This window comes from Flagellimonas lutimaris, assembly GCF_003581615.1.
GTDB lineage: Bacteria > Bacteroidota > Bacteroidia > Flavobacteriales > Flavobacteriaceae > Flagellimonas > Flagellimonas lutimaris.
The window spans coordinates 62,748-85,485 of record NZ_QXFH01000077.1 but is presented as its reverse complement, the minus strand read 5'-3'; the positions used below and the strand labels follow the sequence as shown (position 1 = coordinate 85,485).

The following is a 22,738-nucleotide window of genomic DNA, read 5'->3' as shown; positions in this document are numbered from 1 at the left end:
TTTTTATTTGCTTATTAAATATACTTTATCCTCACCATCATTTTCTTCCCACATCACCTTAACTTTTTCATCATTGATGGCATCAACCTGTCTACCTCTATACGTTGGCTGTATGGGCAAGTGTCTGCTAAAACGTCGGTCGATCAGTGTTAAAAGTTCAATACTACTTGGTCTTCCAAAGGATTGGATTGCCGTTAGTGCCGCCCTGATACTTCTTCCGGTATAGAGCACATCATCTATAAACACCACTTTTTTATCCTCCACCAAAAAATTCATTTGTGTGGAATTGGCTTTCAGAATTTCTCCTCGTCCAAAGTCGTCCCTAAAAAATGTGATATCCAAGAATCCCAGGTCAATATGTTTGATCTTGTATTCCTTCTTGAGAATCTTTACCAACCTCTCCGCCAAAAAACCACCTCGTGGTTGAATACCGATTAGTGCGGTATCCTTGAAATCCAAATGGTTTTCCATTAGCTGACAGGCCAACCGGTGCAGTATGATGTTGATTTCTTTTGAAGTAAGCAGTACTTTTTGACTCATATGCTGTGTGACCAACTCGGTTGAATACAAAAGTAAGCAATTCTTTAAAATGTTCGGGACATAAAAAAAGCCCCGACTGTTTCCAGCGGGGCTTCGTATCATTGAAAAGTCCGATTACTTTTTCTTGTCGGCTTCCATTTTGTCTTTCAATGCTTGCAATGCGGAGTTGGCATCACCAAGGGTTGGAGCAGCTTCATCTTTAGATGCGGCTCTTTTCTTGGCAGCAGCTTTCACATTTCTGTCTTCTTGCTCTCTAAAGATTGCCGTGTGGCTAGCCACAACTCTTTTGAAATCTTTGTTGAACTCGATGATCTTGAATTCAGCTTCTTCACCTTTTACAAGTTTTTTGCCGTCTTCTTTTTCCATGTGACGTTGTGGAACAAATCCAACGATATCCTCGTTGAAGTTGATTGTAGCTCCTTTGTCAACGACATCTGCAATTGCAGCTTTGTGTACTGTACCTTCAGCAAACTCTTCGGAATACTTATCCCAAGGGTTCTCTGTGGTTTGTTTGTGTCCAAGGCTCAATTTGCGTCCTTCTACGTCCAATTCCAATACTTCCACCTCCAAAGTGTCACCTACGGCAACAAACTCGGATGGGTGCTTGATTTTCTTGGTCCAAGAAAGGTCAGAAATATAGATCAAACCGTCGATACCTTCTTCCAACTCTACGAATACACCAAAGTTGGTAAAGTTTCTAACGATTCCTTTGTGTCTTGATCCAACAGGATATTTAGTCGTAATATCGGTCCATGGGTCTGGCGTCAATTGCTTAATACCCAATGACATTTTACGATCTTCTCTATCCAAGGTCAATACAACAGCTTCAACCTCGTCACCAACATTTACAAAGTCTTGTGCTGATCTTAGGTGTGTGCTCCACGACATTTCTGAAACGTGGATCAAACCTTCTACACCTTCGGCAACTTCGATAAATGCACCGTAATCTGCGATCACAACAACTTTACCTTTTACTTTGTCACCAACTTTGATCTCATCACCTAGGGCATCCCATGGGTGTTTCTCCAATTGTTTAAGACCTAACTGGATTCTTGACTTGTTATCATCGAAATCAAGGATAACAACGTTCAATTTCTGATCTAGATCTACAACTTCGTTCGGGTGGTTGATTCGGCTCCAAGAAAGGTCGGTAATGTGAACCAATCCATCCACACCTCCAAGGTCGATAAATACCCCGTATGATGTAATGTTTTTGACCACACCTTCCAATACTTGACCTTTTTCCAACTGGCCGATGATCTCTTTTTTCTGCTCTTCGATGTCCGCTTCGATCAAAGCTTTGTGAGATACTACCACGTTTTTGAACTCGTGGTTGATTTTCACTACTTTGAACTCCATGGTCTTACCTACATACTGATCGTAATCGCGGATAGGTTTCACATCGATCTGAGAACCTGGCAAGAACGCCTCGATTCCGAAAACGTCAACGATCATACCACCTTTGGTACGACATTTAACGAATCCAGTAACAATCTCTTCTTTGTCGTGTGCGTTGTTAACACGCTCCCACGCCTTGATTGTTCTTGCTTTACGGTGAGACAATACCAACTGACCGGTTTTGTCTTCACGGATATCTATAAGTACCTCAACTTTATCACCAACTTTTAGGTCAGGATTGTAGCGGAACTCATTCAAGGAAATCACACCTTCGGACTTAGCATTGATGTCAATGATTGCCTCACGGTCTGTCATGTGAACTACTTTTCCTTCCACTACTTCCTCATCGGCAGTGTCCACAAAGTTTTCCTCTACAAGTGTTTCGAATTCCTTAAGCTTCGTATCATCTACACGCTCAATTCCTTCTTCGTACTTGTCCCAATCAAAATTCTCAAGAAATTCCTGTGGATTTTGTTTGGGTTCTGCTTCTTTTACTTCTGGTGCTGCGGCAGTTTCTTCTACCTCAACGTTTTGTTTTTCTTCAGCCATTTTGCTGATTAAAATTTGTATTCCACGTTTTACAAGAGTTAAACAATTACCGTAGAAGTGGTTTTAAATTGATTTTTTAAATTCCCTTTTTCTCTTGCCTCCTTGCTAAAAGGGGTGCAAAAATACAATTAAATTATTGATATACAAAGTGTACACCTAAGGTTTCAGCAAAAAAAGTATTACAATTATTTAATAGCAAAATAGTGGCATATTAAGTATCTTGAAACTTCTAATTGTTAACTGTAAAAATATTATTATGAGCGTTAAAGCAAAGTATCAACCTGTACTCGATCTGGGTGAGGAATTGGAAGTGAAAAATGGCGATGTAACTGTTGAAGGTGACATTTTAAAGATAAAAGGGATGACCAAAACCCAATATGAGAAAAACCTATTGTGGGACAAGATCAAGGAGATCGGCGGGGAAAAGCCATCTGACATCAAAGCGAATATTACCGTGGAAGATGATTCGGTTTACCACAGGCATACCGTAAAAAGTGGTGAATCGTTGAGCAAGATTGCCAAGCATTACTACGGCGACCCGATGAAGTACACCAAAATTTTTGATGCGAACACCAATATTTTAAAGGACCCGAACGTGATCCATCCCGATCAGGTGTTGGTGATTCCGAATTTGTAACATCTAAGACTGTTTAATTTTTGAAAAGACGCCGAGTGGCGTCTTTTTAGTTTTGTAGGACTATCTACCCTTCAAGAAGGTAAGGAGTAGCCATTGTAAACGACTTCGTAGTTAGGTACATCACCCGTGGAATAAACCAAAAGTACAGGCACACATCAAAATCAACTATGAAAAATTCATTCTTATTTCTTACCCCAATCCTTTTTCTGTTTTTAAGTTGCGGGAATTCGCAAACAAGCAAAACGGTAAATAATCAGACCGTTAGTAAAGGAAGTATCACACAAGCCCAATCGGAACTGATTTTTGACCATACCAAGGTATTTCCGAACAACACCCAACTCGCCTTCGCCTTTATAGAAAATGGCAGGGTTAAATTCTACGGTGTAGAAAAAAGGAACGACACTATTTTTACGATTAAAAATCGACAAAATGCATTTGAAATCGGATCTATCACGAAAGTTTTTAACGCGACCCTGCTTGCCGATTTTGTTTTGGAAAACAAAGTACAACTGGACAATCCCATCAACCCCTACTACGATTTTGAGTTCAACAATGGCCAAGTGATTACTTTTAAAACCTTGGCGAACCACACTTCTGGCCTCCCACGTATGCCCTCCAACCTTGACTTTGATATCGGTAACCAAGACCCATTTTCCGCTTACGATGCAGAAAAGTTAAAATACTATTTGGCCAATGAAATGGATTTATCTTTTGATGAGCATGGTGAATACGAGTATTCAAATCTAGGGGCTGGACTATTGGGCTATACCTTATCAAAGATTGGAGAAAAACCCTTAAACCAATTGTTCCAGGAAAGAATATTTTCAAAATATAATATGCCTAACAGTACCATAGGAAGCGAAAATGTATCTGTGTTTTTAGTCCAAGGCCAAAGTCCTGAAGGACAACCCGTGCAAAATTGGAATTTGGCATCGTTATCCGGTGCCGGTGACATGATATCCACAGCGGAAGATCTCTCCGAATTTGTTATGGCACAATTTAAGGATGAAAATAAAACTTTAGCATTGACAAGAGCCAAGACCCATACAATGAACGATACATCCGGTATAGGATTGGGATGGCACATACGCAAAGGACCATCAGGCGAAAATTGGATTTGGCACAATGGTGGAACAGGCGGTTATACTTCCTGCATGGTTATGAACAAGGATAAGAAAAATGGGGTAATTGTACTATCCAATGTATCCGCACTTGGCGACCCCATGATACACATTGACCAACTCTGTTTTGAACTTATGGATTCACTTTAAGAGAAGTAAAACAACATAACTCTTAAACTTTTTCCTTCGCAATCACACGTTTAGAATAATCGCGGATAGTCGTTAACTTTGAAAAGGCGCCCTTTTGGGCGTCTTTTTTATTTTTTGTAACTTTTGCACTAAACGAAATCAATATAAGGCAATCATAAGTAAAATATTTTCAGCTGTCCAAAACATGTCATAGCGATGGACGCTGAGATTCCCCCTAGTTTGATTGTAAAGCTCCCCCCTATTTATAAGAACAAGTAAATGTAGACACGCAGTTCCACTGCTCTTAATTTACTATAAGCATGAAAAAGAAGACGCAAAAAGACTTTGCACATTAAAAGATTAAACATAGCGCAAGGTAAAATTGGTAAAGTCCATCAAACGGGAACAAAACTCAATTAGTCTTGGTAATAAAAGATATAGATGTTCGTGATGACCAAGTTGGGAGTTTAAATAGGCATCAAAAGGCTATTTCCACAGATGTCTGTAATTCCATTATTTTGTAATTGCATCTTTGTCGAGAATTAAATCGTTCTCTACTAACATGATAAAAAACAAACTGATAGAAAAATAAACATATATAAATAACCCTTAAACTATGAAACAAATACTCTTCGTTTTAATTACCGTAATCCTATTGGGTTGTGGTGGTAAAGCATCTAAGGATGAAGCAGATGACACATCTTCGAATCAAAAGACAATTGGCAACTCGTGCCTATCCGACCTAGTTGAAAAAAATGAGATAGAAAAGATGATCAACAAGGAGCAGGTGGCCAGTATTGTTGGTATAAATGTCGACAATGTCGTATTTGAAGAAAACAAATCGAGCAGAGCAAAATATTCCACTGTGATATTTAAGTGGGAACCAGTACAAGAGCGCACAATGACAATGGAAGTTAAGGTTGGTGACCGTACCATTTCCCAGACCGTGCCATTAAAGAATAGTATAAATGTTGGTAAAATAGATTTGATCGGTGATAAAAAAGATCAGTCTGCACTTGAGTATTTCAACTACGTCTATGGTCCTAAAACAAAAGAGGAAAAAGAAGAGGCCAAAGCAAGGGTAGACCGCGCGCAAGAAACTTCAGATAAAGTGGATAAAAAATCTGCAGAGACAATTAAATCCATGGTAGACAAACAGACTTCAAGCAAGGTTAGTGGTATAGGCAGCAGTGCTTTTGGGTCGGTTCAGAACACCAATGGAATGACTTATTATAATTTAAAAGTATTGCATGGAGATACTATGTTTGAAATAACTACGGATGTTTCCGATGACTCAGAAGAAGACATTCGCATTGCCAAAGAAATTGCACAACAAATCATTGACAACTGTAATTAAACCAATCATGAAAAAAATTTTATTGACAATCATAGTAATTATTGTTTATGCCTGTGGAGGAGGCAATTCTTCTAAAGAAGGTATGAAGGACACAAAAATGACTGCCAAGATCGGTAGCGAGAATTACGAAGTGGATGTACGCTACCAACTGGACGAAAATACCGGGTTAACCGTTTACTCGGACAAAACTGATGTTACCGATAGTAACAACGATGGATTAATCTTTGCCATTTTCGAATATAACGGCAAGTTGCAGTTCGATTTTGTTAAGAATGGAGAGCGCCTAGGCGGACGAATCACGGATTGGAGTAAAACAGCAAATGATATCTCTGGCAATGGAACCTTAAAACCAGAAAGCGGTCTTGGACAAGGAATTTCCGTTTCTTTCAACTTACGGTTATAAGTAAATATTATTGTATCCCCCATTTTATAAAACTTGGATAAGGTACTTGCTGCAATCATTAAAGGCGCCCTTTGGCGTTTTTTTGCTTTCGGGGATTTTAACCAGAAAAATACTAACTTCACTTACCTGTGTCGAACTGGTTTCGGTATCGGTCGATATTTTTCACTGGGTACTGAGCGTAGCCGAAGTATTAAAACGAATTATATCTTTAAACGTTGCAGTAATTAAAACCGAATGCAAAAAATAGGATTAAAATCAATTAATTTAGGTTATTTAATTGGGGAAACTAATCTTAAAAAGGATTTGTTATATTTTGATAAGCTTGCGTTCGATGAAAACGAATTGGATTTAAGCATTTCTCTTTCTAGTACAGTAGGTAATACCCTGTTGGGAGAAGAAAAATTTAAAGAAACGCTTAACTTCCAAAGAGCAGAATTAGATTATTTACAGGAAAAGGGGTTAGTCGAAGGCTTCAATAGTGATGACCTTAAAAAAGCAGCATATGAGAGAAAATTAAAACCATTTACAGATTAATATGATAGTGCTACAAAATCACTATTGGGACCTAATGGTGTTTTAAATTTAGCTAGTGTCATGGAAGAAACCGCCAGACTATTTAATTGGGAAGAAGGTAATTCAAACACAATTTTCCGAAGTTATTTTTTTTCCGAATTGCTAAACACAATTTCTAATCAAGATTCAACGCCCATTTTGGATTCTTTCATTCCTGAAAAAAGAACTGAAATAGGAAAAGAATATGAAGTTTTAGAAGTAGTTCTAAAAAAATTTCCAGCTATCAACGATTCTGTTAGTTGGGAACAATTAATCGATTTTAAAAGTGATTCGGACTCTAAACGAAATTTCCTTGCTCTTAGAAATTGGATGATTGAAATTTCAAAAGGAAATTATACTTCGATGGAAATCGGAGAAAAATTAGACTACTTGTATGCCGAATATGAGTCTCATTTAAAAAGACATAACCTTAAGACTAATTTTGGAGTAATAAAAACTTTTGCCATTACATCATCTGAAAAACTAGAAGATTTAGTCAGAATAAAACGGAGTAAAGCAATAAAGACTGGATTTGAATTATTTGAAAAAAAATCGAGACTAACTTCAATAGAATCAAATGCTCCTGGCAAAGAAATAGGCTATTTTTATGATGTTGAACAGAGATTTAAAAAGAAATAACTACTGCCAACACAACCTATAAGTGCAACCCAATAAACTTTCTGATTATCACCCCTCCTTTGCAATCACCCGTTGGGAATAATCATGAACACGTTCAAACTGTTCTTCCAAGCCCATATCGCTGTTATCAAACTCAATGGCATCCTTGGCCCTGGTTAAAGGGGAAATGCTTCGGGTGGAGTCGATACGGTCACGCTCTTCTACATTTTTGAGGACTTCGGCATAAGTGACCTCCTCCCCTTTTTCCAGCAATTCTTTGTAGCGCCTTGCCGCTCGCTTTTCGGGTGAAGCGGTCATAAAAAGTTTAAGCTCCGCATCAGGGAAAACCACGGTGCCAATATCACGTCCATCCATCACAATGCCTTTGTTTTTACCCATTTCCTGCTGGATCTTCACCAATTTTTCACGCACTTCCTTAATGGCAGCTACCTTACTTACAAAACCAGAAACCCGCATCGCCCTGATCTCACGTTCCACGTTTTTATCATTCAAAAACATTTCGGAACGGCCTGTTTCTGTATTGGGCACAAATTTGAGGTGTATGTCGGATAATTTATCGATCAAAGTAGCTTCATCAACCTTACCCTTATCATTGATGATACCTTCTTCCAACGCAAAAAGCGTTACTGCACGGTACATGGCACCGGTATCCACATAAATATAATCCAAGGTGGAAGCCAACCTTTTGGCAATGGTACTTTTTCCAGTGGAGGAATATCCGTCAATTGCAATTGTAATTTTTCCCATACACCAAAAATAATCAGAAAAGGTGTTATTGTGTTATGACAAGTATCAGTTAAAGTGTTTTCGCATTCTTCACCTTTTGCTTGGTAATGGCAATGTCGATTACCTCGCTCATATCGGTCACATAATGGAACGTGAGCCCTTTGAGGTATTCGGCTTTGATTTCTTCAATATCTTTTCTGTTATCTGCACAAAGAATAATTTCCTTGATACGCGCTCTTTTGGCTGCCAAGATCTTTTCTTTGATTCCACCTACGGGCAACACCTTGCCTCGAAGCGTAATCTCACCCGTCATGGCCAAGCTCTTTTTTACTTTTCGCTGTGTGAACAAGGACACTAAGGAGGTCAACATGGTGATACCTGCACTTGGACCGTCTTTTGGTGTAGCACCTTCAGGAACGTGAATATGCACATTGTATTTGTCGAACACATCGGAATCAATTCCATATTCATCGGCATTGGATTTGATGTATTCCATAGCAATAGTGGCAGATTCCTTCATTACTTTACCAAGGTTACCGGTAATGTTCATGGTTCCTTTTCCTTTGGAAAGAATGGATTCGATAAACAAAATATCCCCTCCTACGCTGGTCCATGCCAAGCCTGTAACCACACCGGCCACATCATTACTTTCGTACTTGTCGCGTTCCAATCGGGCCGGGCCAAGAATTTTCTCAATATCCTCGTTGTTCACGGTAACATTGTACTCTTCTTCCATGGCAATGGATTTTGCCGCATACCGCACCACCTTGGCTATCTGCTTCTCCAAGCTACGTACCCCAGATTCTCGGGTGTAGCCCTCTACGATTTTTTCCAATTGGCGTTTACCAATTTTCAAATCCTTTTTGGTGAGTCCGTGTTCCTCCAATTGCTTTGGTAACAAATGACGCTTGGCAATCTCAACCTTTTCTTCGATGGTATAGCCCGTTACATGGATAATTTCCATTCGGTCGCGTAATGCAGGCTGAATGGTGGATAAATTATTGGCCGTAGCAATGAACATTACCTTGGACAAATCGTATCCCATTTCCAAGAAATTATCATGGAAATCACTGTTCTGTTCAGGGTCCAGCACTTCCAACATCGCAGAAGAAGGATCTCCTTGATGACTGCTCGCCAGTTTATCGATTTCATCCAAAATAAACACAGGGTTGGATGTTCCCGCCTTCTTTAGGCTTTGGATAATCCTACCGGGCATGGCACCGATATACGTTTTTCTGTGCCCACGGATTTCTGCTTCATCACGCAGTCCACCCAAAGACATACGCACATATTCTCTTCCAAGAGCCTCTGCCACGGATTTACCCAATGAAGTTTTACCCACACCGGGAGGTCCGTACAAACAAAGGATGGGAGATTTCATATCATTCCTCAGCTTCAACACTGCCAAATATTCAATAATTCGGCGTTTTACATCTTCCAAACCGTAATGATCCCTGTCCAAAATCTTTTGAGCGCGTTTCAGGTCAAACTTGTCCTTGGAGTATTCGTTCCATGGCAAATCCAACAACAAATCCAAGTAATTACGTTGGATGGAGTATTCGGCAACTTGGGGGTTCATGCGCTGCATTTTGCCCAATTCCTTTTCAAAATGTTCCTTTACTTTTTTGCCCCACTTTTTCTTTTTGGCCTTTTCGCTCATTTCATCCACCTCTTCCTCATAGGATAGTCCACCAAGCTCTTCTTGGATGGTCTTCATTTGTTGGTGAAGGAAATATTCGCGTTGCTGTTGGTCCATATCACTACGCACCTTGCTCTGGATATCGTTGCGCAATTCCAGCTTTTGAAGTTCCATATTCATGTACTTCAACGTGGCCAAAGCTCTTTCCTGAAGATTGGCAATCTCCAAAAGTTGTTGCTTCTCTTTAACGGCCAAATTTAAGTTGGAGGACACAAAATTGATCAAGAACGAATTGCTCTGGATATTCTTAATGGCAAAAGTAGCTTCACTAGGAATATTTGGGTTATCCTTGATGATTTTGAATGCCAATTCTTTGATAGAGTCGATAATAGCCTCAAATTCACTGCCTTTTTCATCAGGACGTTCCTCCGCAGCCTCGCTAACCTTGGCAGTCAAATAGGGTTTTTCGGTAAGTACAGCATCAATCTTGAACCTTTTTTTCCCTTGAATAATCACCGTAGTGTTTCCATCGGGCATTTGAAGCACCCTCAAGATACGTGCGACCGTCCCAACCATGTTGATGTCCTCTGGACCAGGATTTTCTACGCTTTCATCTTTTTGGGAAACGACACCAATGGTTTTGGTGCCATTGTTGGCATCCTTGATCAAATTGATGGATTTGTCCCTACCCGCGGTAATTGGAATTACCACACCAGGAAACAAAACGGTATTTCTAAGAGGCAATACCGGTAAAGTTTCCGGCAGGCTCTCTTTGTTCATCTGTTCTTCATCTTCAGGGGTCAACAACGGTATTAATTCCGCGTCTTCATCCAACCCTTGTAGATCTATATTGTCAAATTTGGTAATTTTCATCTCTCCCATATCATCTTTTCGGTCATTTTGTCATAATAAACAAACAACCAATATTTTTATTCAACATTAAAGCCTGCACAAATCCCTCAAAATCAATGTTTATGGCGACTCACAAGCTTATTATCACCCATTAAAAGGCAATTCTTGTGCCATTAAAATTCAAATTTTAAGAAAAAAGTGTAACAATTGGTAAATTGGTTAATCTATAAGACAAACCATTCATTTTTTGAGCCAACAAAATGAACATATTGACACACTGCTAAAATTGTGCATGCAGGGTAAGCAAAGTGCACAGCTAGAGATTTATAACCGCTATTACAAAGCGATGTACAACACCGCTTTTAGGATTGTAAAACATACTGCTGAAGCCGAAGATGTGATGCAGGAATCGTTCCTGAGCGCATTTACCAAACTGCACACCTTTAAGGGAGACGTCACCTTCGGGGCATGGTTAAAGCGGATTGTGATCAATAACAGCATCTATCATTACAATAAACAGCAAAAAAAACGTGCTGTGGATTTGGATGACGTAATGTACAAGGTCGAAGATAATGATGGAGTTGCTTCGGATCAGAATGGTTACACAGAACTGAAGGCTCAAAAAGTGATGGAAACCATGAAAAGTTTGAAAGACAATTACAGAGTTTCTTTGACCTTACATTTAATTGAAGGGTACGATTACGAAGAGATCAGTGAAATAATGAACATTAGCTATGCTAATTGTAGAACCACGATTTCGAGGGCCAAACAAAGCCTGAGAAAAAAGTTGACCGTAAATGTTTAGTTATGAGCAGGGATAATTTAAATAGTTTGTTTGAGAGACTCCACGGAGAGTTGGATGTAGAAGAGCCACAAAGTGGGCACCAAGATCGGTTTTTGGAAAAATTGAACCAAAACCAGGGCACCATTGCCCTTCACAAAAAGAATACCTCTTGGTGGAAACACTTGTCCATTGCTGCATCCGTTGCCCTAGTGGCGCTTTTGGGATACCAAGCTTTTGGGCCGCAGCCCAGTATTAAACAACAGGTGGTAAGAATGGCACCTGAAGTTTCCCAAACCGAGTTCTACTTTGCCAATCTTATTGAACAGCAAGTTGAAGAGCTTCAGGATGAGAAAACTCCGGAAACAGCGCAATTGGTGGATGACACCATGATACAACTACAACGGTTGGACAAAGATTACCAGACCCTTGAACAAGATTTGGTAAATGGTGGTGACAGTAAAATTATTATGAGCGCAATGATCAACAATTTCCAAACACGAATCGACCTTTTGAAAGAAGTTTTGAGCCAAATAGAAAACATTAAGAATTTAAAATCACAAAATGATGAAAGCTTTACAATTTAAATACATCTTTTTCGCCTTGGCTTTTATTCCGCTTGTCGCTATTGCCCATGTGGACAAAGACAAGTTGAACGGCAGGTACACCAAGGAAAAAACCATTAAAAGAGAATATAACGTTAACTCGGATGCTCTTTTTAAGGTAAAAAACAGCTACGGTAACCTCAACATAACTTCTTGGAACGAAAATCGTGTTGTAATCGAGGTACACATAAAAACCAACGGTAACGACGAAGACCGGGTGCAAGAGCGATTGAATGAGATTGACGTGGATTTTGAAAACAGTCCAAGCATGGTTTCAGCCATTTCAAGGTTCGGAGACAGAAAAAATAGCTGGGGATGGAGCTGGGGAAAACGCAAAAAAGTAAGCGTACAAGTAAATTACACCATCAAGTTGCCCGTAAAAAACAGCGTAAATTTAAGCAATGACTACGGAAGCATAATCTTGGACCGTATTGATGGCCATGCCAAAATAAGCTGTGACTATGGAACATTGGAAATAGGAGAGCTAAGAGGCCGCAACAACGAACTTCGGTTCGATTATACCTCTCGATCTACATTTGACTATATTAATAGTGCCGAAATTATAGCCGATTACTCCGGCTTTACGATTGAAAAAGCAGGTAACCTGATTATTAAGGCAGATTATACCAATGCAGTGGTCGAAGAAATGGAAAACCTTGAATATTCCAGTGACTACGGTTCCATTGATGTAAGAAATGTAAAAAATGTGGATGGCAACGGAGACTATATCGGTGTAAAATTGGGCAACGTGCACGGCAATGTGGCCATCAATAGTGACTATGGTTCTATAAAAATAGACCGCATGGCAGCAGATGCAGGGAACTTGGAAATCAGATCCGATTACACAGGCATCAAAATAGGCTATGACCCTGGGTACCATTTCGATTTTGAAATTTCAACTGAATATGCAGGCGTAAGCGGCAAGGATGATTTTGAAATCAATATCAGCAAAGAAAAGTCAAGTGAAAAGTACTATAAAGGTTATTATGGACAAGCAAATTCCGGAAATAGGGTAAACATTACCAGTGACTACGGAGGCATATCCTTTTATCAGAATTAACATCAAATCAAAAACAATTTAAACACAAGATCATGAAAAAAATTATCACGCTTACGTTGGCATTAGGAATGATTGCCTGTACCAATGCCCAATGGGGAAAAAGAATCAAGGGCAATGGCGATGTAGTAACCATTGAACGTTCTATAGGCGACTATGACGAAGTTGCCATGGCCGGTTGGTTCGATGTAGAGCTGGTATCCGGTACTGAAGGAGAAATAACCCTAAAAGGAGAATCCAATTTATTGGAATACATCAAAACCGAGGTAAAAAACGGAAAATTGGTCATTAAAAAAGAAAAGGGTGTCAACCTAAAACCTTCTAACTGGAAAAGTGGTATCCATGTGATAGTGCCAATAGAGTCCATTCACGCTGTAAGTCTATCTGGTTCTGGAGACCTAGTAGGACAAACAACCATTAAGGCTGACCATTTTAGTGCCGCTATGTCAGGATCTGGGGATGTTACACTAATGGTCGAAGCCGATGAACTGGATGCCTCATTATCTGGTTCGGGGGACATCAACCTATCGGGTAGGGCCACTGATTTTACAGTTTCAGTTTCCGGTTCTGGAGATATAAAAGCCTACGATCTGGAAGCTGATTTTGTAACTGCTATGGTTTCCGGTTCTGCAGATATCAAAGTAACCGCCAACGAATCTATTGATGCAAGAGTATCGGGTTCAGGAGATATACATTACAGAGGAAACCCAAAAAAAATCAAATCCAAAGCTTCCGGTTCGGGAGACATTACCAAGGGATAACACCGAGTTTATCATCAATCAAAAACTGAAAAAGCCCTGATACCCTCAGGGCTTTTTTATTTTTTCAGCAACTTTCCGATTTCCTTCCATGTAACCAAATGTATGTTCTGCTCCTCGAGAATTCTAGCACATTCGTCACTGGCAAAAAAATCATAATCATCTTGCCGCCATTTGGCACCCCAGTAGGGATGTTCAAAAGACATACCTTGGCTCTCCATATTGTCATACCCGCAATGAATGATCATCACGTGTACGCCGGGCTCCAAATTCTTTAAGGTATCAGCGTAGTATTTTCCCATGGCATCTTTATCAAAATCTTCGGTACCTGCTCCAAAAATTTGATCAATGACCACTGGTGGTTCTTCAATTTCATCGCCTCCCAATTGTTCAATTTGATGATTGACCATGGCCGGAATACCGTATTCATCGGCCAATTTGGTATATAGTTGATAATAGCGGGGGTCCGTGGAGAACAAACAACCCATATGGCTGTCCAAATGTGTAGGCTGAATACCCATTGCAATAGCTTTTTCTATTTGTGCACGCAACTCTATTTCCACTTCTTCTATCTTGGCGTTTTCCCACAACGTATTGCAATCCGGATAAAAATACCCATTTGAATTCACCAAACTGGACACCTGAGAACGGGGAGCTACAGGGCTCCACCGCAACAATTGCCATTCGCTGGTCAATGTTAGATGAATACCCATATCGTGATCGGGATTGGCTGTGGCATATTTGGCCACCTCCGGCAACCATGGGGTAGGTACCATGATACTTGCGCTGCTCACCGACCCTTCTTGCATGGCTTTAAAAGATGCTTGGTTTACCCCGTGGATGACCCCCAAATCATCTGCATGGACTATCAAAAGTTTGGCGTCGTTGGAATACCCCAATCGTTCCTGAAGACTCTTTTGGGCACTGAGCCCCTGCCCCATCAAAAATAAGGAAAGGGCAATCCGTAAAAAATGTTTCATTTGTTTAGTTCTTTTTATCGACTCTCGTCAGTAAAAAGATACCTATTAAAAAGAATATTGCCAAGAAGATAGTACTGTTTCGCATGCTTCCCGTGAGCTGGGAGATCATTCCATACATAAAGGTACCTATGATGATGCCTATCTTTTCGGCGACATCGTAAAAACTAAAAAACGATGTGGTATCCGTAGTGTCCGGTAAAAATTTGGAATAGGTAGAACGGGAAAGTGCTTGAATTCCCCCCATGACAATTCCAACCAACCCTGCTGCAATGTAAAAATCCATTGGAGTTTGAAGAAAATAGGCATATACACAGAGCATTGACCAAATAACATTGATCACCACAAGTGTTCGGATGTTCCCAAAAGCTTTGGAGGCCCAAGCAGTAACCGTTGCTCCCAATATAGCTACTATCTGGATCAATAAAATACTTACGATTAATCCAGTAGTACGCTCACTATCGGAACCCCATACAATTTCCTCTTCCCCAAAATAGGTGGCAATCAACATAATGGTCTGTACTGCCATACTATAGGTAAAAAAAGCACCTAAATACCGTTTCAGTTTTCTATTCTCCCCAAGTTGATGCCATACCAATTTTAATTCCTTAAAACCATTTAGAATAATATGGTGACGTTCCCCCTCACGTTTATACCCTTTGGGCAAATGCTTAAAAGTATACTGACTAAATAGAGCCCACCATATACCCACGGAAATGAAAGAATATTTCATAGCCTTCATTTCTGCAATCTCTCCGCCTTTATCTGTTATTCCAAAAATATCGGGATTCATTACCATGGCCAGATTAAAGACCAATAATATCACACTACCAATATACCCAAGCGAAAATCCTTTGGCACTTATCCGGTCTTGCTGTTCCGGATAGGCAATATCGGGCAAGTACGAATTGTTAATGGCAAAACTCACCCAGAATCCCACAAGTCCGAAGAAATAGCAAGCAAGACCAAAATAAATATACTCCAAAGAAAACCAATACAATCCAATACATGAAGCGGCTCCCAAATAGCAAAAGAACTTTAAAAATACTTTTTTGTTTCCCATATAATCCGCCACTCCGGAAACAAGTGGTGTTACAATGGCAATAAAAACAAAAGCCAGAGAAGTAACATAACTGATTAAGGGAGCTCTTGCTATCTCACCTCCCAAAATGGTGACCTGCTCTATACCGGAAGTTCTGAACAATAACCCATAAAACAAAGGGAAAATGGCCGAGGAAATAACCAAACTGTAAACAGAATTGGCCCAATCGTAAAACGCCCAAGCATTCAATAGTTTCTTGCTTCCCTTCAATGCTAGTGTTTGCGCCATATCTTTTCCATTACAAAGAAAATGTCATTTCAAACCAAATACGAACTTACCATAAGTCCTTGCAAAAGGTTGAAATGACATTTCTGTTTTGTTTATATTAAAATCACTTGAAAGTGGTTACACCAAACTTTCTAGCTTCTTGTTTTGCGGCCGGGGCCCAAGCAGTCAAATTACTGATTCTTGTATCATTGGATGGGTGCGTACTCAAAAACTCCGGTGGTGCCTGACCTCCAGATTCTGCTTTCATTCGTTGCCAGAGCTTAGCAGCCTCCTCTGGATTATAGCCGGCAATGGCCATGATCTGAAGACCAATTCTATCAGCTTCTGTTTCATGGTTTCTGCTAAAGGGCAGCATAACCCCGATTTGCGAACCCACGCCATATGCTTGATTGAACAATCCTCTGGTCTTATCGTCTTGAATGGCTACATTACCTGCTACAGCGCCTATTTGTTGAATCGTGCCCGCACTCATACGCTGAGCGCCATGATCGGCCAATGCGTGGGCCACTTCGTGCCCCATTACAACAGCAATACCTGTCTCATTTTGTGCAATGGGCAAAATTCCAGTGTAAAAAACAATTTTACCACCAGGCATACACCATGCGTTAACTGTTTCATCTTGTACAAGATTATATTCCCACTGATAGTCCTTTAAATATCCTGGATATCCATTGGCATCCAACCAACGTTCTGCAGCTGAGGCAATACGTTGTCCAACCTTTGTAATCATTTGGGCATCAGATGTTCCTTTGACCACTTTGTTTTCCCCCAAAAACTGGTCATATTGGGAAAATGCCATTGGGAACATTTGGCTATTGCTATAAAAATTCAATGTGCTTTTTCCTGTAAATGGATTTGTTTTACATGCTGAAAGCAATAAAATTAAAACCGTAGTTAGAACAAGCTTTTTCATATCGTTAATGGTGTTTTGTCAAATGAAATTACGAAAATTTATTTTCCAAAAATGTGAAGCTCTGTAAAATCCTTACTCACTTCGATAGAGTTGTTGCCATTTAGCTTGATATCTTTCAAATCAACCTCCACATTATCCAGTTCCACAGTTTCGATGGTAAAAGGAAGCCCATGGAAAGTCATTATAAAATTGTCATAAGGGGTGATGAAATTACCATCTTTAAACTGTTGTATAATCAGTTCGTTTTCCTTCCCTGTCAGTTTAAAGCGTCTTAAACTATATCTCCCTTTTTTATAATCGTACCCTTCTTGCTGGTCTTCGTATACCCTTGATTTTTCAGTCCCTTCTTTAAAATACACATCAATGGCCAATTTTTCTATTTCCTTTTCTCCGATATACTGTTGTACCGGATATTTTGGTATCATGGCTCCTTCTTTAACGAACAAAGGTACACGGTGAATTTCTGCAGATACCCAGCGTTCAACACCTCCCCCTATTAATTCATCTGTCCAATAGTTATACCAATTTCCCTTTGGGAAGTACATTCTCCTGCCTTGTGCGTTGGGCTCTTGAATAGGGCATACCAACATTTGTTTTCCAAATATGAACTCATCGGTACGGAAATGTGTCTGAGGATCTTCTTGATCATAAAAAACCAAGGATTGAAGCATTGGAAATCCTTCTTTGATGTAATTGTAGAACATGGTATAGAGGTAAGGCATTAGTTGGTACCTCAGTTCAATAAACTCTCTAACGATATCCGTAATTTCATCACCGAACGACCAAGGCTCTTGATCTCCGTGGTCACCGCTTGAGTGCACCCTACAAAATGGATGGAAAACGGCCAATTGCATCCAACGGGCAAACAGTTCACCATTGGGTTGCTCCGCGAATCCTCCGATATCGGAACCTACAAAAGAATAACCACTCATGCACATACGTTGCATCTGTACATTGGCAATCCATAAATGTTCCCATGTGGCAACATTATCCCCCGTCCATGTGGCGCAATAACGTTGGGTTCCTGCATATGCAGCGCGTGTGAGAACAAATGGTCTACGAGGAAACATAAACTTTTTAACACCTTCATACGTGGCACGCACCATTTGCATACCATACACATTATGCGCTTTTCTGTGGCTACAAGGATGCCCATCATAATCATGACGTACATCCAAATTGGCGGTTTTGGTCGGAACTTCCATTATAGCAGGTTCGTTCATATCGTTCCATACCCCACTAACACCCATGTCAGCTATCATTTCCTTATATAAATCGGCCCACCATTCCCTTACTTCTGGATTTGTAAAATCGGGAAATTTACATTCCCCTGGCCATACTTTTCCCTTAAAATGAGGACCATCAGCTCTTCTACAGAAAAAACCATTGTCCATGGCTTGTTGATACACCCAATAATCGCGGTCTATCTTAATACCAGGGTCAATCATAGTAATGGTCTTAAAACCATCTTCTTCCAGTTCCTCAATCATTTTTTTAGGATTGGGGAAGTATTTGTTATCCCAAGTAAAGCATCTAAACCCTTCCATGTAATCAATATCCAGGTAAATGGCATCACATGGGATGTTCAACTTTCTAAAAGTTGAGGCGATATCCTTTACTTTTTTCTCAGGGTAGTAGCTCCATTTAGATTGATGAAAACCTAGGGCCCAAAGTGGTGGTAATTCTGGAACACCGGTTAAATCGGTATAAGACTCCACTACATCGCACATTTTTGGTCCATAGAAAAAGTAATAATTCATTTCTCCACCGTCGGCCCAAAAACTGGTCACATTTCGTCTTTCTCCGGCAAAATCAAAATAAGTACTAAATGAATTATCAAAAAATATCCCGTATGCCACACTTTCTTTAAGTCCAACATAAAAAGGAATGGATTTGTACAATGGCTCCTGGTCCTTTCCGTATGCATAAGAGTCGGTCACCCAATTATTGACCCTTTTACCTTTAAGGTTGGTATGTGATGCCTTGTCCCCCATTCCGTAATAACTCTCACCTGAATGGCACACTTTGCTCATTTTCACCACATTTCCTCCATAGTCGAAGTTCTCTTCCCAATGGAAACCAAGTTCATCCTCAGCAAGGATTACATTATCCATATCAACAATCTGCACCTTGAGGTTGGTCTTGTTGATATATATCTTGATTTTTGATGTTGTGATTACATATTCAGGTATCTCATCTTCTACGGTAAGTTCGTTGTAACCAAGATTAACATCTTCGCTTAAGGCATAAGAGAAATCCGGTTCAAAAACATATTCCGTGGCATATCTAAATCGCACCACACTGTCCCTTAGAATAGTTACTTGTAGAATTACTCCGTTTTGGGTGGTAAAATATAATTTGTCGTTTTCTTGTTTAAAATCGACTATATGGTTCGGGAACTGATTCCCGGTTTTAGCAATCTCCGTATTGGTTATCATCTATAATTGATTGAGGCTCACAAAAGAAACACAAAAGCCTGAATAAATAAAAATATGTTTTGAAAAGCAATTAACTACAACGTTTTAGTTCCGTTTTTATTTATAAACGACAACACCCAGAGGCGGCAAGTTCATTAATACTGATTGCTTTTGTCCGTTCCACGCAGTTTTGGAGGGCTTCATTGTTTTTTTGCCCATGCCGCTTCCCGAGTACTTTTTATCGTCACTATTAAAAATCAATTTTAAGGTGGATGTTTTTGGAACGCCCAACCTATAGTTTTCTCGGGGTACTGGAGTAAAGTTACAGACGATAATCAAATCATCTTTGGGGTCCTCACCCTTTCGTATATATGATATTACCGTGTTTTCCTGGTCATTATATTCAATCCATTGGAAACCTTCTGGACTAAACTGTTTTTCGTACAAAGCTGGATTGTTTTTGTACATCTTATTTAGATCCTTGACAACCTCTTGGATTCCTGAATGAAAATCGTACTGCGTTAAATGCCATTCCAAACTTTCTTGAAAGTTCCATTCGGACGATTGTCCAAACTCTCCTCCCATGAACAACAAGTTGCCACCTGGATGCGTAAACATATACCCAAAGAGTAATCTCAAATTAGCAAATCGTTGCCATTCATCCCCCGGCATCCTATACAATAAAGATTGTTTTCCATAGACCACCTCATCATGCGAAAAAGGCAGCATAAAATTTTCTGTAAAGGCATAGGTGAGGCTAAAACTTATCGCATTCAAATCATACGACCTATGAATGGGGTCCTTTTTAAAGAACTCCAAGGTATCGTGCATCCATCCCATCATCCATTTCATGCCAAAGCCCAATCCGCCAAGGTGCACCGGTTTTGTAACACCTGTAAATGCCGTGGATTCTTCTGCAATGGTCTGTACGCCTTTGAAACTGGCATATACTTCTTGGTTCATCTCCCGTAAAAAGGACATAGCCTCCAGATTTTCGTTATTGCCGTACATATTGGGTTCCCATTCACCATCTTCTCTAGAATAATCCAAATACAGCATGGAGGCCACTGCATCTACTCGCAATCCATCCGCATGATATTGATCGAGCCAAAAAGCGGCATTGCTGATCAAAAAGGCTCTTACCTCGTTTCTTCCATAATTAAAAATGAGACTCTTCCAATCGGGGTGATATCCTCTTCGCCTGTCCGGATGCTCATACAGATGTGACCCATCAAAAAAGCCAAGTCCGTGTGCATCTTCTGGAAAATGCGAGGGTACCCAATCCAATATTACACCAATGCCTCGCTGGTGCAACGCATCAACAAGAACTTTAAAGTCCTCTGGTTTTCCAAATCGTGATGTTGGTGCAAAATACCCTGTAAGTTGATAGCCCCAGGAAGGATCGTAAGGATACTCCATAATAGGCATCAACTCTATATGGGTAAATCCCATTTCCTCGACATAATCCGCAAGTTCTTCCGCCATCTCCAAGTAGCTGAGCGATTCCCAACCATTTTTCTTCTTCCAAGAACCCAAATGCACTTCGTAAACAGAGTAAGGCTTGTCCAACCCGTTTTTTTCTTCTCGGGTATCCATCCAGTTTTTGTCCTTCCATTTATAGGTATCGTCCCAAACCAAGGAAGCCGTTTGCGGTGGTTGCTCGCAAAACCGAGCAAAGGGATCTGCCTTTTCGGTCCAGATATCATTATTATTGGAATGTATTTTATACTTGTACTTGGTCCCTTTGTCAACTCCGGGAATAAATCCTTCCCAAATTCCACTGCTGTCCCAACGAACATTTAATTCATGCTCCCCTGCGGTCCAATAATTAAAATCGCCAATAACACTCACTGATTTTGCCGAGGGTGCCCAAACGGCAAAATACGTTCCCTTTACTCCATCAACTTCTGTTAGGTGCGAACCCAATTTGTTATATAGTCGAAAGTGCTTTCCTGCTTTAAAAAGATTGATATCAAATTCTGTAAAAAAACTATGTGTAATTACTTTGGACATATTAGCGAGTTTAGTACGTATACAATAATACGCATCTTTGAGCAAGAATACGATTATGACAACAGGTTTGGCAATTGAAACAACATTTTTTTAAAAATGGAACGCTTTTTGATTTTATTGCATCAACAGATGAAATGAACACAAATCAAAAATCCAAAAATCATGAATAAATTTAGTACAATTTTAGGCGCAGTTATTGTTTTTGTTTTCGCGGCATGCGAAGGCCCCCAAGGACCTCCTGGGTTTGATGGACTTGACGGTTTGGATGGAGCAGATGGTATACAAGGACAGGTTGTAGAAGTTGAAGGGGTAAACTTTGATTATGACTTTGACGCCAACCTTTTTAGTACCTTGATTACTTTTTCCGATGTCACCAACTTCGAAGTTTTTGAATCCGATGCGGTATTGGTTTATAGACATGATGGCGTAATTGACTTGAACGATGGTACAACGGCAGATGCATGGACACAAATACCTCAAAATTATTTTCTGAATGAAGGGACTATCCAATATGTTTTCTCCCATACTTTTGTGGATTTGGAACTTTTTATTGATGGAAACTTTGACCTGTCTAGTTTGAGTACAGACTTTACGGACAATCAGCTTTTCAGAATTGTATTTGTGCCAAGTGAGTACGCTGAATCCCCCGGCTTTGATGCGGCAAATATTGAAAGTGTAATGTCTACCCTCAATATTGGTGAAGAACAGATTACAAAGTTGGACATCAATTAAATCCCATAAAAATGGTATATTAAGTCTCATTGGTAATCAATGGGACTTTTTTATTGGATCCTTTGAAAGGATTCCAATTAAATTACGTCCAACCACTAAAAACAGAAACATGGGAAAAAGATTGCTACTGATAGTTCTGATTGTATTCGCAGGATGCAAGGGAACATCACAAGAAGAGAAAAAAGAAACCGCCAAGGAGACCACTTTTAAAGTAAGTAAAACTGATGCTGAGTGGCGAGCCGAGCTTACGGATATGGAGTACTACGTGCTCCGAAAAGCCGCTACCGAAAATGCATTTTCAAGCGAATTATTGGACAACAGAGAAAAGGGTACCTATGTTTGTGCTGGTTGTGGCACGCCGGTTTTCAAAAGTGATCATAAATTTAAATCCGGAACTGGATGGCCAAGTTTTGATAGAGAGATCGAGGGCAACGTAGCTTTTGATGTAGACTATAAAATAGGCGTTGCCCGTACCGAGGAACATTGCGCAGTTTGTGGAGGGCATTTGGGACATGTTTTTAACGACGGACCCAGTAACACAACTGGAAAAAGACATTGTATCAACGGGGCTGCTCTTGATTTTATCCCTGACGGCAATTAACTTTTAACAAAT

At 40.0% G+C, this 22,738-nt stretch carries 21 protein-coding genes; 12 read left to right on the top strand and 9 right to left on the bottom strand.

Annotated elements, in window-relative coordinates:
* Positions 1-3 precede the first annotated feature (3 nt).
* Entirely contained in the window at positions 4-540 is a 537-nt protein-coding gene (gene pyrR, locus D2V08_RS14570; protein ID WP_119608890.1) for a bifunctional pyr operon transcriptional regulator/uracil phosphoribosyltransferase PyrR, read from the bottom strand.
* A gap of 114 nt (positions 541-654) precedes the next feature.
* Entirely contained in the window at positions 655-2,487 is a 1,833-nt protein-coding gene (rpsA, locus tag D2V08_RS14565; RefSeq protein ID WP_119608889.1) for a 30S ribosomal protein S1, read from the bottom strand.
* Between the two features lie 256 nt (positions 2,488-2,743).
* Here rpsA and D2V08_RS14560 point away from each other — a divergent pair, with 256 nt between their 5' ends.
* The 6 genes from D2V08_RS14560 to D2V08_RS14530 all read left to right on the top strand — a co-directional run bounded on the left by D2V08_RS14560 (position 2,744) and on the right by D2V08_RS14530 (position 7,325).
* On the top strand, positions 2,744-3,124 hold the full coding sequence (locus D2V08_RS14560) for a LysM peptidoglycan-binding domain-containing protein (RefSeq protein WP_119608888.1): 381 nt from the start codon (positions 2,744-2,746) through the stop codon (positions 3,122-3,124).
* 167 nt (positions 3,125-3,291) lie between these two features.
* On the top strand, positions 3,292-4,395 hold the full coding sequence (locus D2V08_RS14555) for a serine hydrolase domain-containing protein (RefSeq protein WP_119608887.1): 1,104 nt from the start codon (positions 3,292-3,294) through the stop codon (positions 4,393-4,395).
* A 595-nt stretch (positions 4,396-4,990) separates the two neighbouring features.
* Positions 4,991-5,731, top strand: coding sequence for a hypothetical protein (locus tag D2V08_RS14550; RefSeq protein ID WP_147374156.1), 741 nt, complete (start codon positions 4,991-4,993; stop codon positions 5,729-5,731).
* A gap of 7 nt (positions 5,732-5,738) precedes the next feature.
* A complete protein-coding gene (locus D2V08_RS14545) occupies positions 5,739-6,134 on the top strand; it encodes a hypothetical protein (protein ID WP_119608885.1) in 396 nt (131 codons plus the stop codon).
* A gap of 234 nt (positions 6,135-6,368) precedes the next feature.
* The gene (locus D2V08_RS14535; protein WP_119608883.1) at positions 6,369-6,668 is read left to right on the top strand and encodes a hypothetical protein; all 300 of its coding nucleotides are present in this window, start codon (positions 6,369-6,371) and stop codon (positions 6,666-6,668) included.
* Positions 6,669-6,728: 60 nt separating this feature from the next.
* On the top strand, positions 6,729-7,325 hold the full coding sequence (locus D2V08_RS14530; protein ID WP_119608882.1) for a hypothetical protein: 597 nt from the start codon (positions 6,729-6,731) through the stop codon (positions 7,323-7,325).
* A 48-nt stretch (positions 7,326-7,373) separates the two neighbouring features.
* On the opposite strand, the gene cmk is transcribed toward D2V08_RS14530, so the two are convergent.
* Positions 7,374-8,072: a (d)CMP kinase gene (cmk, locus tag D2V08_RS14525; RefSeq protein ID WP_119608881.1), complete on the bottom strand. Its 699-nt coding sequence runs from the start codon at positions 8,070-8,072 to the stop codon at positions 7,374-7,376.
* A 49-nt stretch (positions 8,073-8,121) separates the two neighbouring features.
* Positions 8,122-10,572 (bottom strand): endopeptidase La, encoded by a 2,451-nt coding sequence (gene lon, locus D2V08_RS14520; RefSeq protein ID WP_119608880.1) that lies wholly within the window; start codon positions 10,570-10,572, stop codon positions 8,122-8,124.
* A 217-nt stretch (positions 10,573-10,789) separates the two neighbouring features.
* Between lon and D2V08_RS14515 the strand changes: the two genes are divergently transcribed.
* From D2V08_RS14515 to D2V08_RS14500, 4 genes are read left to right on the top strand one after another with little or no spacing between them, the layout of a single operon-like run.
* On the top strand, positions 10,790-11,347 hold the full coding sequence (locus D2V08_RS14515; RefSeq protein ID WP_119608879.1) for an RNA polymerase sigma factor: 558 nt from the start codon (positions 10,790-10,792) through the stop codon (positions 11,345-11,347).
* 2 nt (positions 11,348-11,349) lie between these two features.
* Positions 11,350-11,910, top strand: a complete 561-nt coding sequence (locus D2V08_RS14510; protein ID WP_119608878.1) for a hypothetical protein — start codon at positions 11,350-11,352, stop codon at positions 11,908-11,910.
* Positions 11,891-12,988 carry a DUF4097 family beta strand repeat-containing protein gene (locus tag D2V08_RS14505; RefSeq protein WP_119608877.1) on the top strand — a complete coding sequence of 366 codons (1,098 nt, stop codon included), beginning with the start codon at positions 11,891-11,893 and terminating at the stop codon, positions 12,986-12,988. Before D2V08_RS14510 ends, D2V08_RS14505 begins: the two co-directional genes overlap by 20 nt.
* Before the next feature lie 32 nt (positions 12,989-13,020).
* Complete coding sequence (locus D2V08_RS14500) at positions 13,021-13,746, top strand: head GIN domain-containing protein (protein ID WP_119608876.1); 726 nt, start codon at positions 13,021-13,023, stop codon at positions 13,744-13,746.
* A 56-nt stretch (positions 13,747-13,802) separates the two neighbouring features.
* Here D2V08_RS14500 and D2V08_RS14495 read toward each other — a convergent pair whose 3' ends face one another.
* The 5 genes from D2V08_RS14495 to glgB all read right to left on the bottom strand — a co-directional run bounded on the left by D2V08_RS14495 (position 13,803) and on the right by glgB (position 21,393).
* Positions 13,803-14,723, bottom strand: coding sequence for a polysaccharide deacetylase family protein (locus tag D2V08_RS14495; protein ID WP_119608875.1), 921 nt, complete (start codon positions 14,721-14,723; stop codon positions 13,803-13,805).
* A 4-nt stretch (positions 14,724-14,727) separates the two neighbouring features.
* Entirely contained in the window at positions 14,728-16,050 is a 1,323-nt protein-coding gene (locus D2V08_RS14490) for an MFS transporter (protein WP_119608874.1), read from the bottom strand.
* A 103-nt stretch (positions 16,051-16,153) separates the two neighbouring features.
* A complete protein-coding gene (locus D2V08_RS14485; protein ID WP_119608873.1) occupies positions 16,154-16,963 on the bottom strand; it encodes a M48 family metallopeptidase in 810 nt (269 codons plus the stop codon).
* A 38-nt stretch (positions 16,964-17,001) separates the two neighbouring features.
* Positions 17,002-19,401 (bottom strand): glycoside hydrolase family 31 protein, encoded by a 2,400-nt coding sequence (locus D2V08_RS14480; protein WP_119608872.1) that lies wholly within the window; start codon positions 19,399-19,401, stop codon positions 17,002-17,004.
* Between the two features lie 96 nt (positions 19,402-19,497).
* Complete coding sequence (gene glgB / locus D2V08_RS14475; protein WP_119608871.1) at positions 19,498-21,393, bottom strand: 1,4-alpha-glucan branching protein GlgB; 1,896 nt, start codon at positions 21,391-21,393, stop codon at positions 19,498-19,500.
* A 162-nt stretch (positions 21,394-21,555) separates the two neighbouring features.
* Between glgB and D2V08_RS14470 the strand changes: the two genes are divergently transcribed.
* Complete coding sequence (locus D2V08_RS14470; RefSeq protein WP_119608870.1) at positions 21,556-22,125, top strand: collagen-like triple helix repeat-containing protein; 570 nt, start codon at positions 21,556-21,558, stop codon at positions 22,123-22,125.
* Between the two features lie 109 nt (positions 22,126-22,234).
* Entirely contained in the window at positions 22,235-22,726 is a 492-nt protein-coding gene (gene msrB / locus D2V08_RS14465) for a peptide-methionine (R)-S-oxide reductase MsrB (RefSeq protein WP_119609658.1), read from the top strand.
* The last annotated feature ends 12 nt before the right edge of the window (positions 22,727-22,738 follow it).

What these genes read in the sequence shown, in the direction of transcription:
- pyrR (WP_119608890.1), bottom strand. Translation starts at nt 540, where the DNA reads ATGAGTCAAAAAGTACTGCTTACTTCAAAAGAAATCAACATCATACTG.
- rpsA (WP_119608889.1), bottom strand. Translation starts at nt 2,487, where the DNA reads ATGGCTGAAGAAAAACAAAACGTTGAGGTAGAAGAAACTGCCGCAGCA.
- D2V08_RS14560 (WP_119608888.1), top strand. Translation starts at nt 2,744, where the DNA reads ATGAGCGTTAAAGCAAAGTATCAACCTGTACTCGATCTGGGTGAGGAA.
- D2V08_RS14555 (WP_119608887.1), top strand. Translation starts at nt 3,292, where the DNA reads ATGAAAAATTCATTCTTATTTCTTACCCCAATCCTTTTTCTGTTTTTA.
- D2V08_RS14550 (WP_147374156.1), top strand. Translation starts at nt 4,991, where the DNA reads ATGAAACAAATACTCTTCGTTTTAATTACCGTAATCCTATTGGGTTGT.
- D2V08_RS14545 (WP_119608885.1), top strand. Translation starts at nt 5,739, where the DNA reads ATGAAAAAAATTTTATTGACAATCATAGTAATTATTGTTTATGCCTGT.
- D2V08_RS14535 (WP_119608883.1), top strand. Translation starts at nt 6,369, where the DNA reads ATGCAAAAAATAGGATTAAAATCAATTAATTTAGGTTATTTAATTGGG.
- D2V08_RS14530 (WP_119608882.1), top strand. Translation starts at nt 6,729, where the DNA reads ATGGAAGAAACCGCCAGACTATTTAATTGGGAAGAAGGTAATTCAAAC.
- cmk (WP_119608881.1), bottom strand. Translation starts at nt 8,072, where the DNA reads ATGGGAAAAATTACAATTGCAATTGACGGATATTCCTCCACTGGAAAA.
- lon (WP_119608880.1), bottom strand. Translation starts at nt 10,572, where the DNA reads ATGGGAGAGATGAAAATTACCAAATTTGACAATATAGATCTACAAGGG.
- D2V08_RS14510 (WP_119608878.1), top strand. Translation starts at nt 11,350, where the DNA reads ATGAGCAGGGATAATTTAAATAGTTTGTTTGAGAGACTCCACGGAGAG.
- D2V08_RS14505 (WP_119608877.1), top strand. Translation starts at nt 11,891, where the DNA reads ATGAAAGCTTTACAATTTAAATACATCTTTTTCGCCTTGGCTTTTATT.
- D2V08_RS14500 (WP_119608876.1), top strand. Translation starts at nt 13,021, where the DNA reads ATGAAAAAAATTATCACGCTTACGTTGGCATTAGGAATGATTGCCTGT.
- D2V08_RS14495 (WP_119608875.1), bottom strand. Translation starts at nt 14,723, where the DNA reads ATGAAACATTTTTTACGGATTGCCCTTTCCTTATTTTTGATGGGGCAG.
- D2V08_RS14490 (WP_119608874.1), bottom strand. Translation starts at nt 16,050, where the DNA reads ATGGCGCAAACACTAGCATTGAAGGGAAGCAAGAAACTATTGAATGCT.
- D2V08_RS14485 (WP_119608873.1), bottom strand. Translation starts at nt 16,963, where the DNA reads ATGAAAAAGCTTGTTCTAACTACGGTTTTAATTTTATTGCTTTCAGCA.
- D2V08_RS14480 (WP_119608872.1), bottom strand. Translation starts at nt 19,401, where the DNA reads ATGATAACCAATACGGAGATTGCTAAAACCGGGAATCAGTTCCCGAAC.
- glgB (WP_119608871.1), bottom strand. Translation starts at nt 21,393, where the DNA reads ATGTCCAAAGTAATTACACATAGTTTTTTTACAGAATTTGATATCAAT.
- D2V08_RS14470 (WP_119608870.1), top strand. Translation starts at nt 21,556, where the DNA reads ATGAATAAATTTAGTACAATTTTAGGCGCAGTTATTGTTTTTGTTTTC.
- msrB (WP_119609658.1), top strand. Translation starts at nt 22,235, where the DNA reads ATGGGAAAAAGATTGCTACTGATAGTTCTGATTGTATTCGCAGGATGC.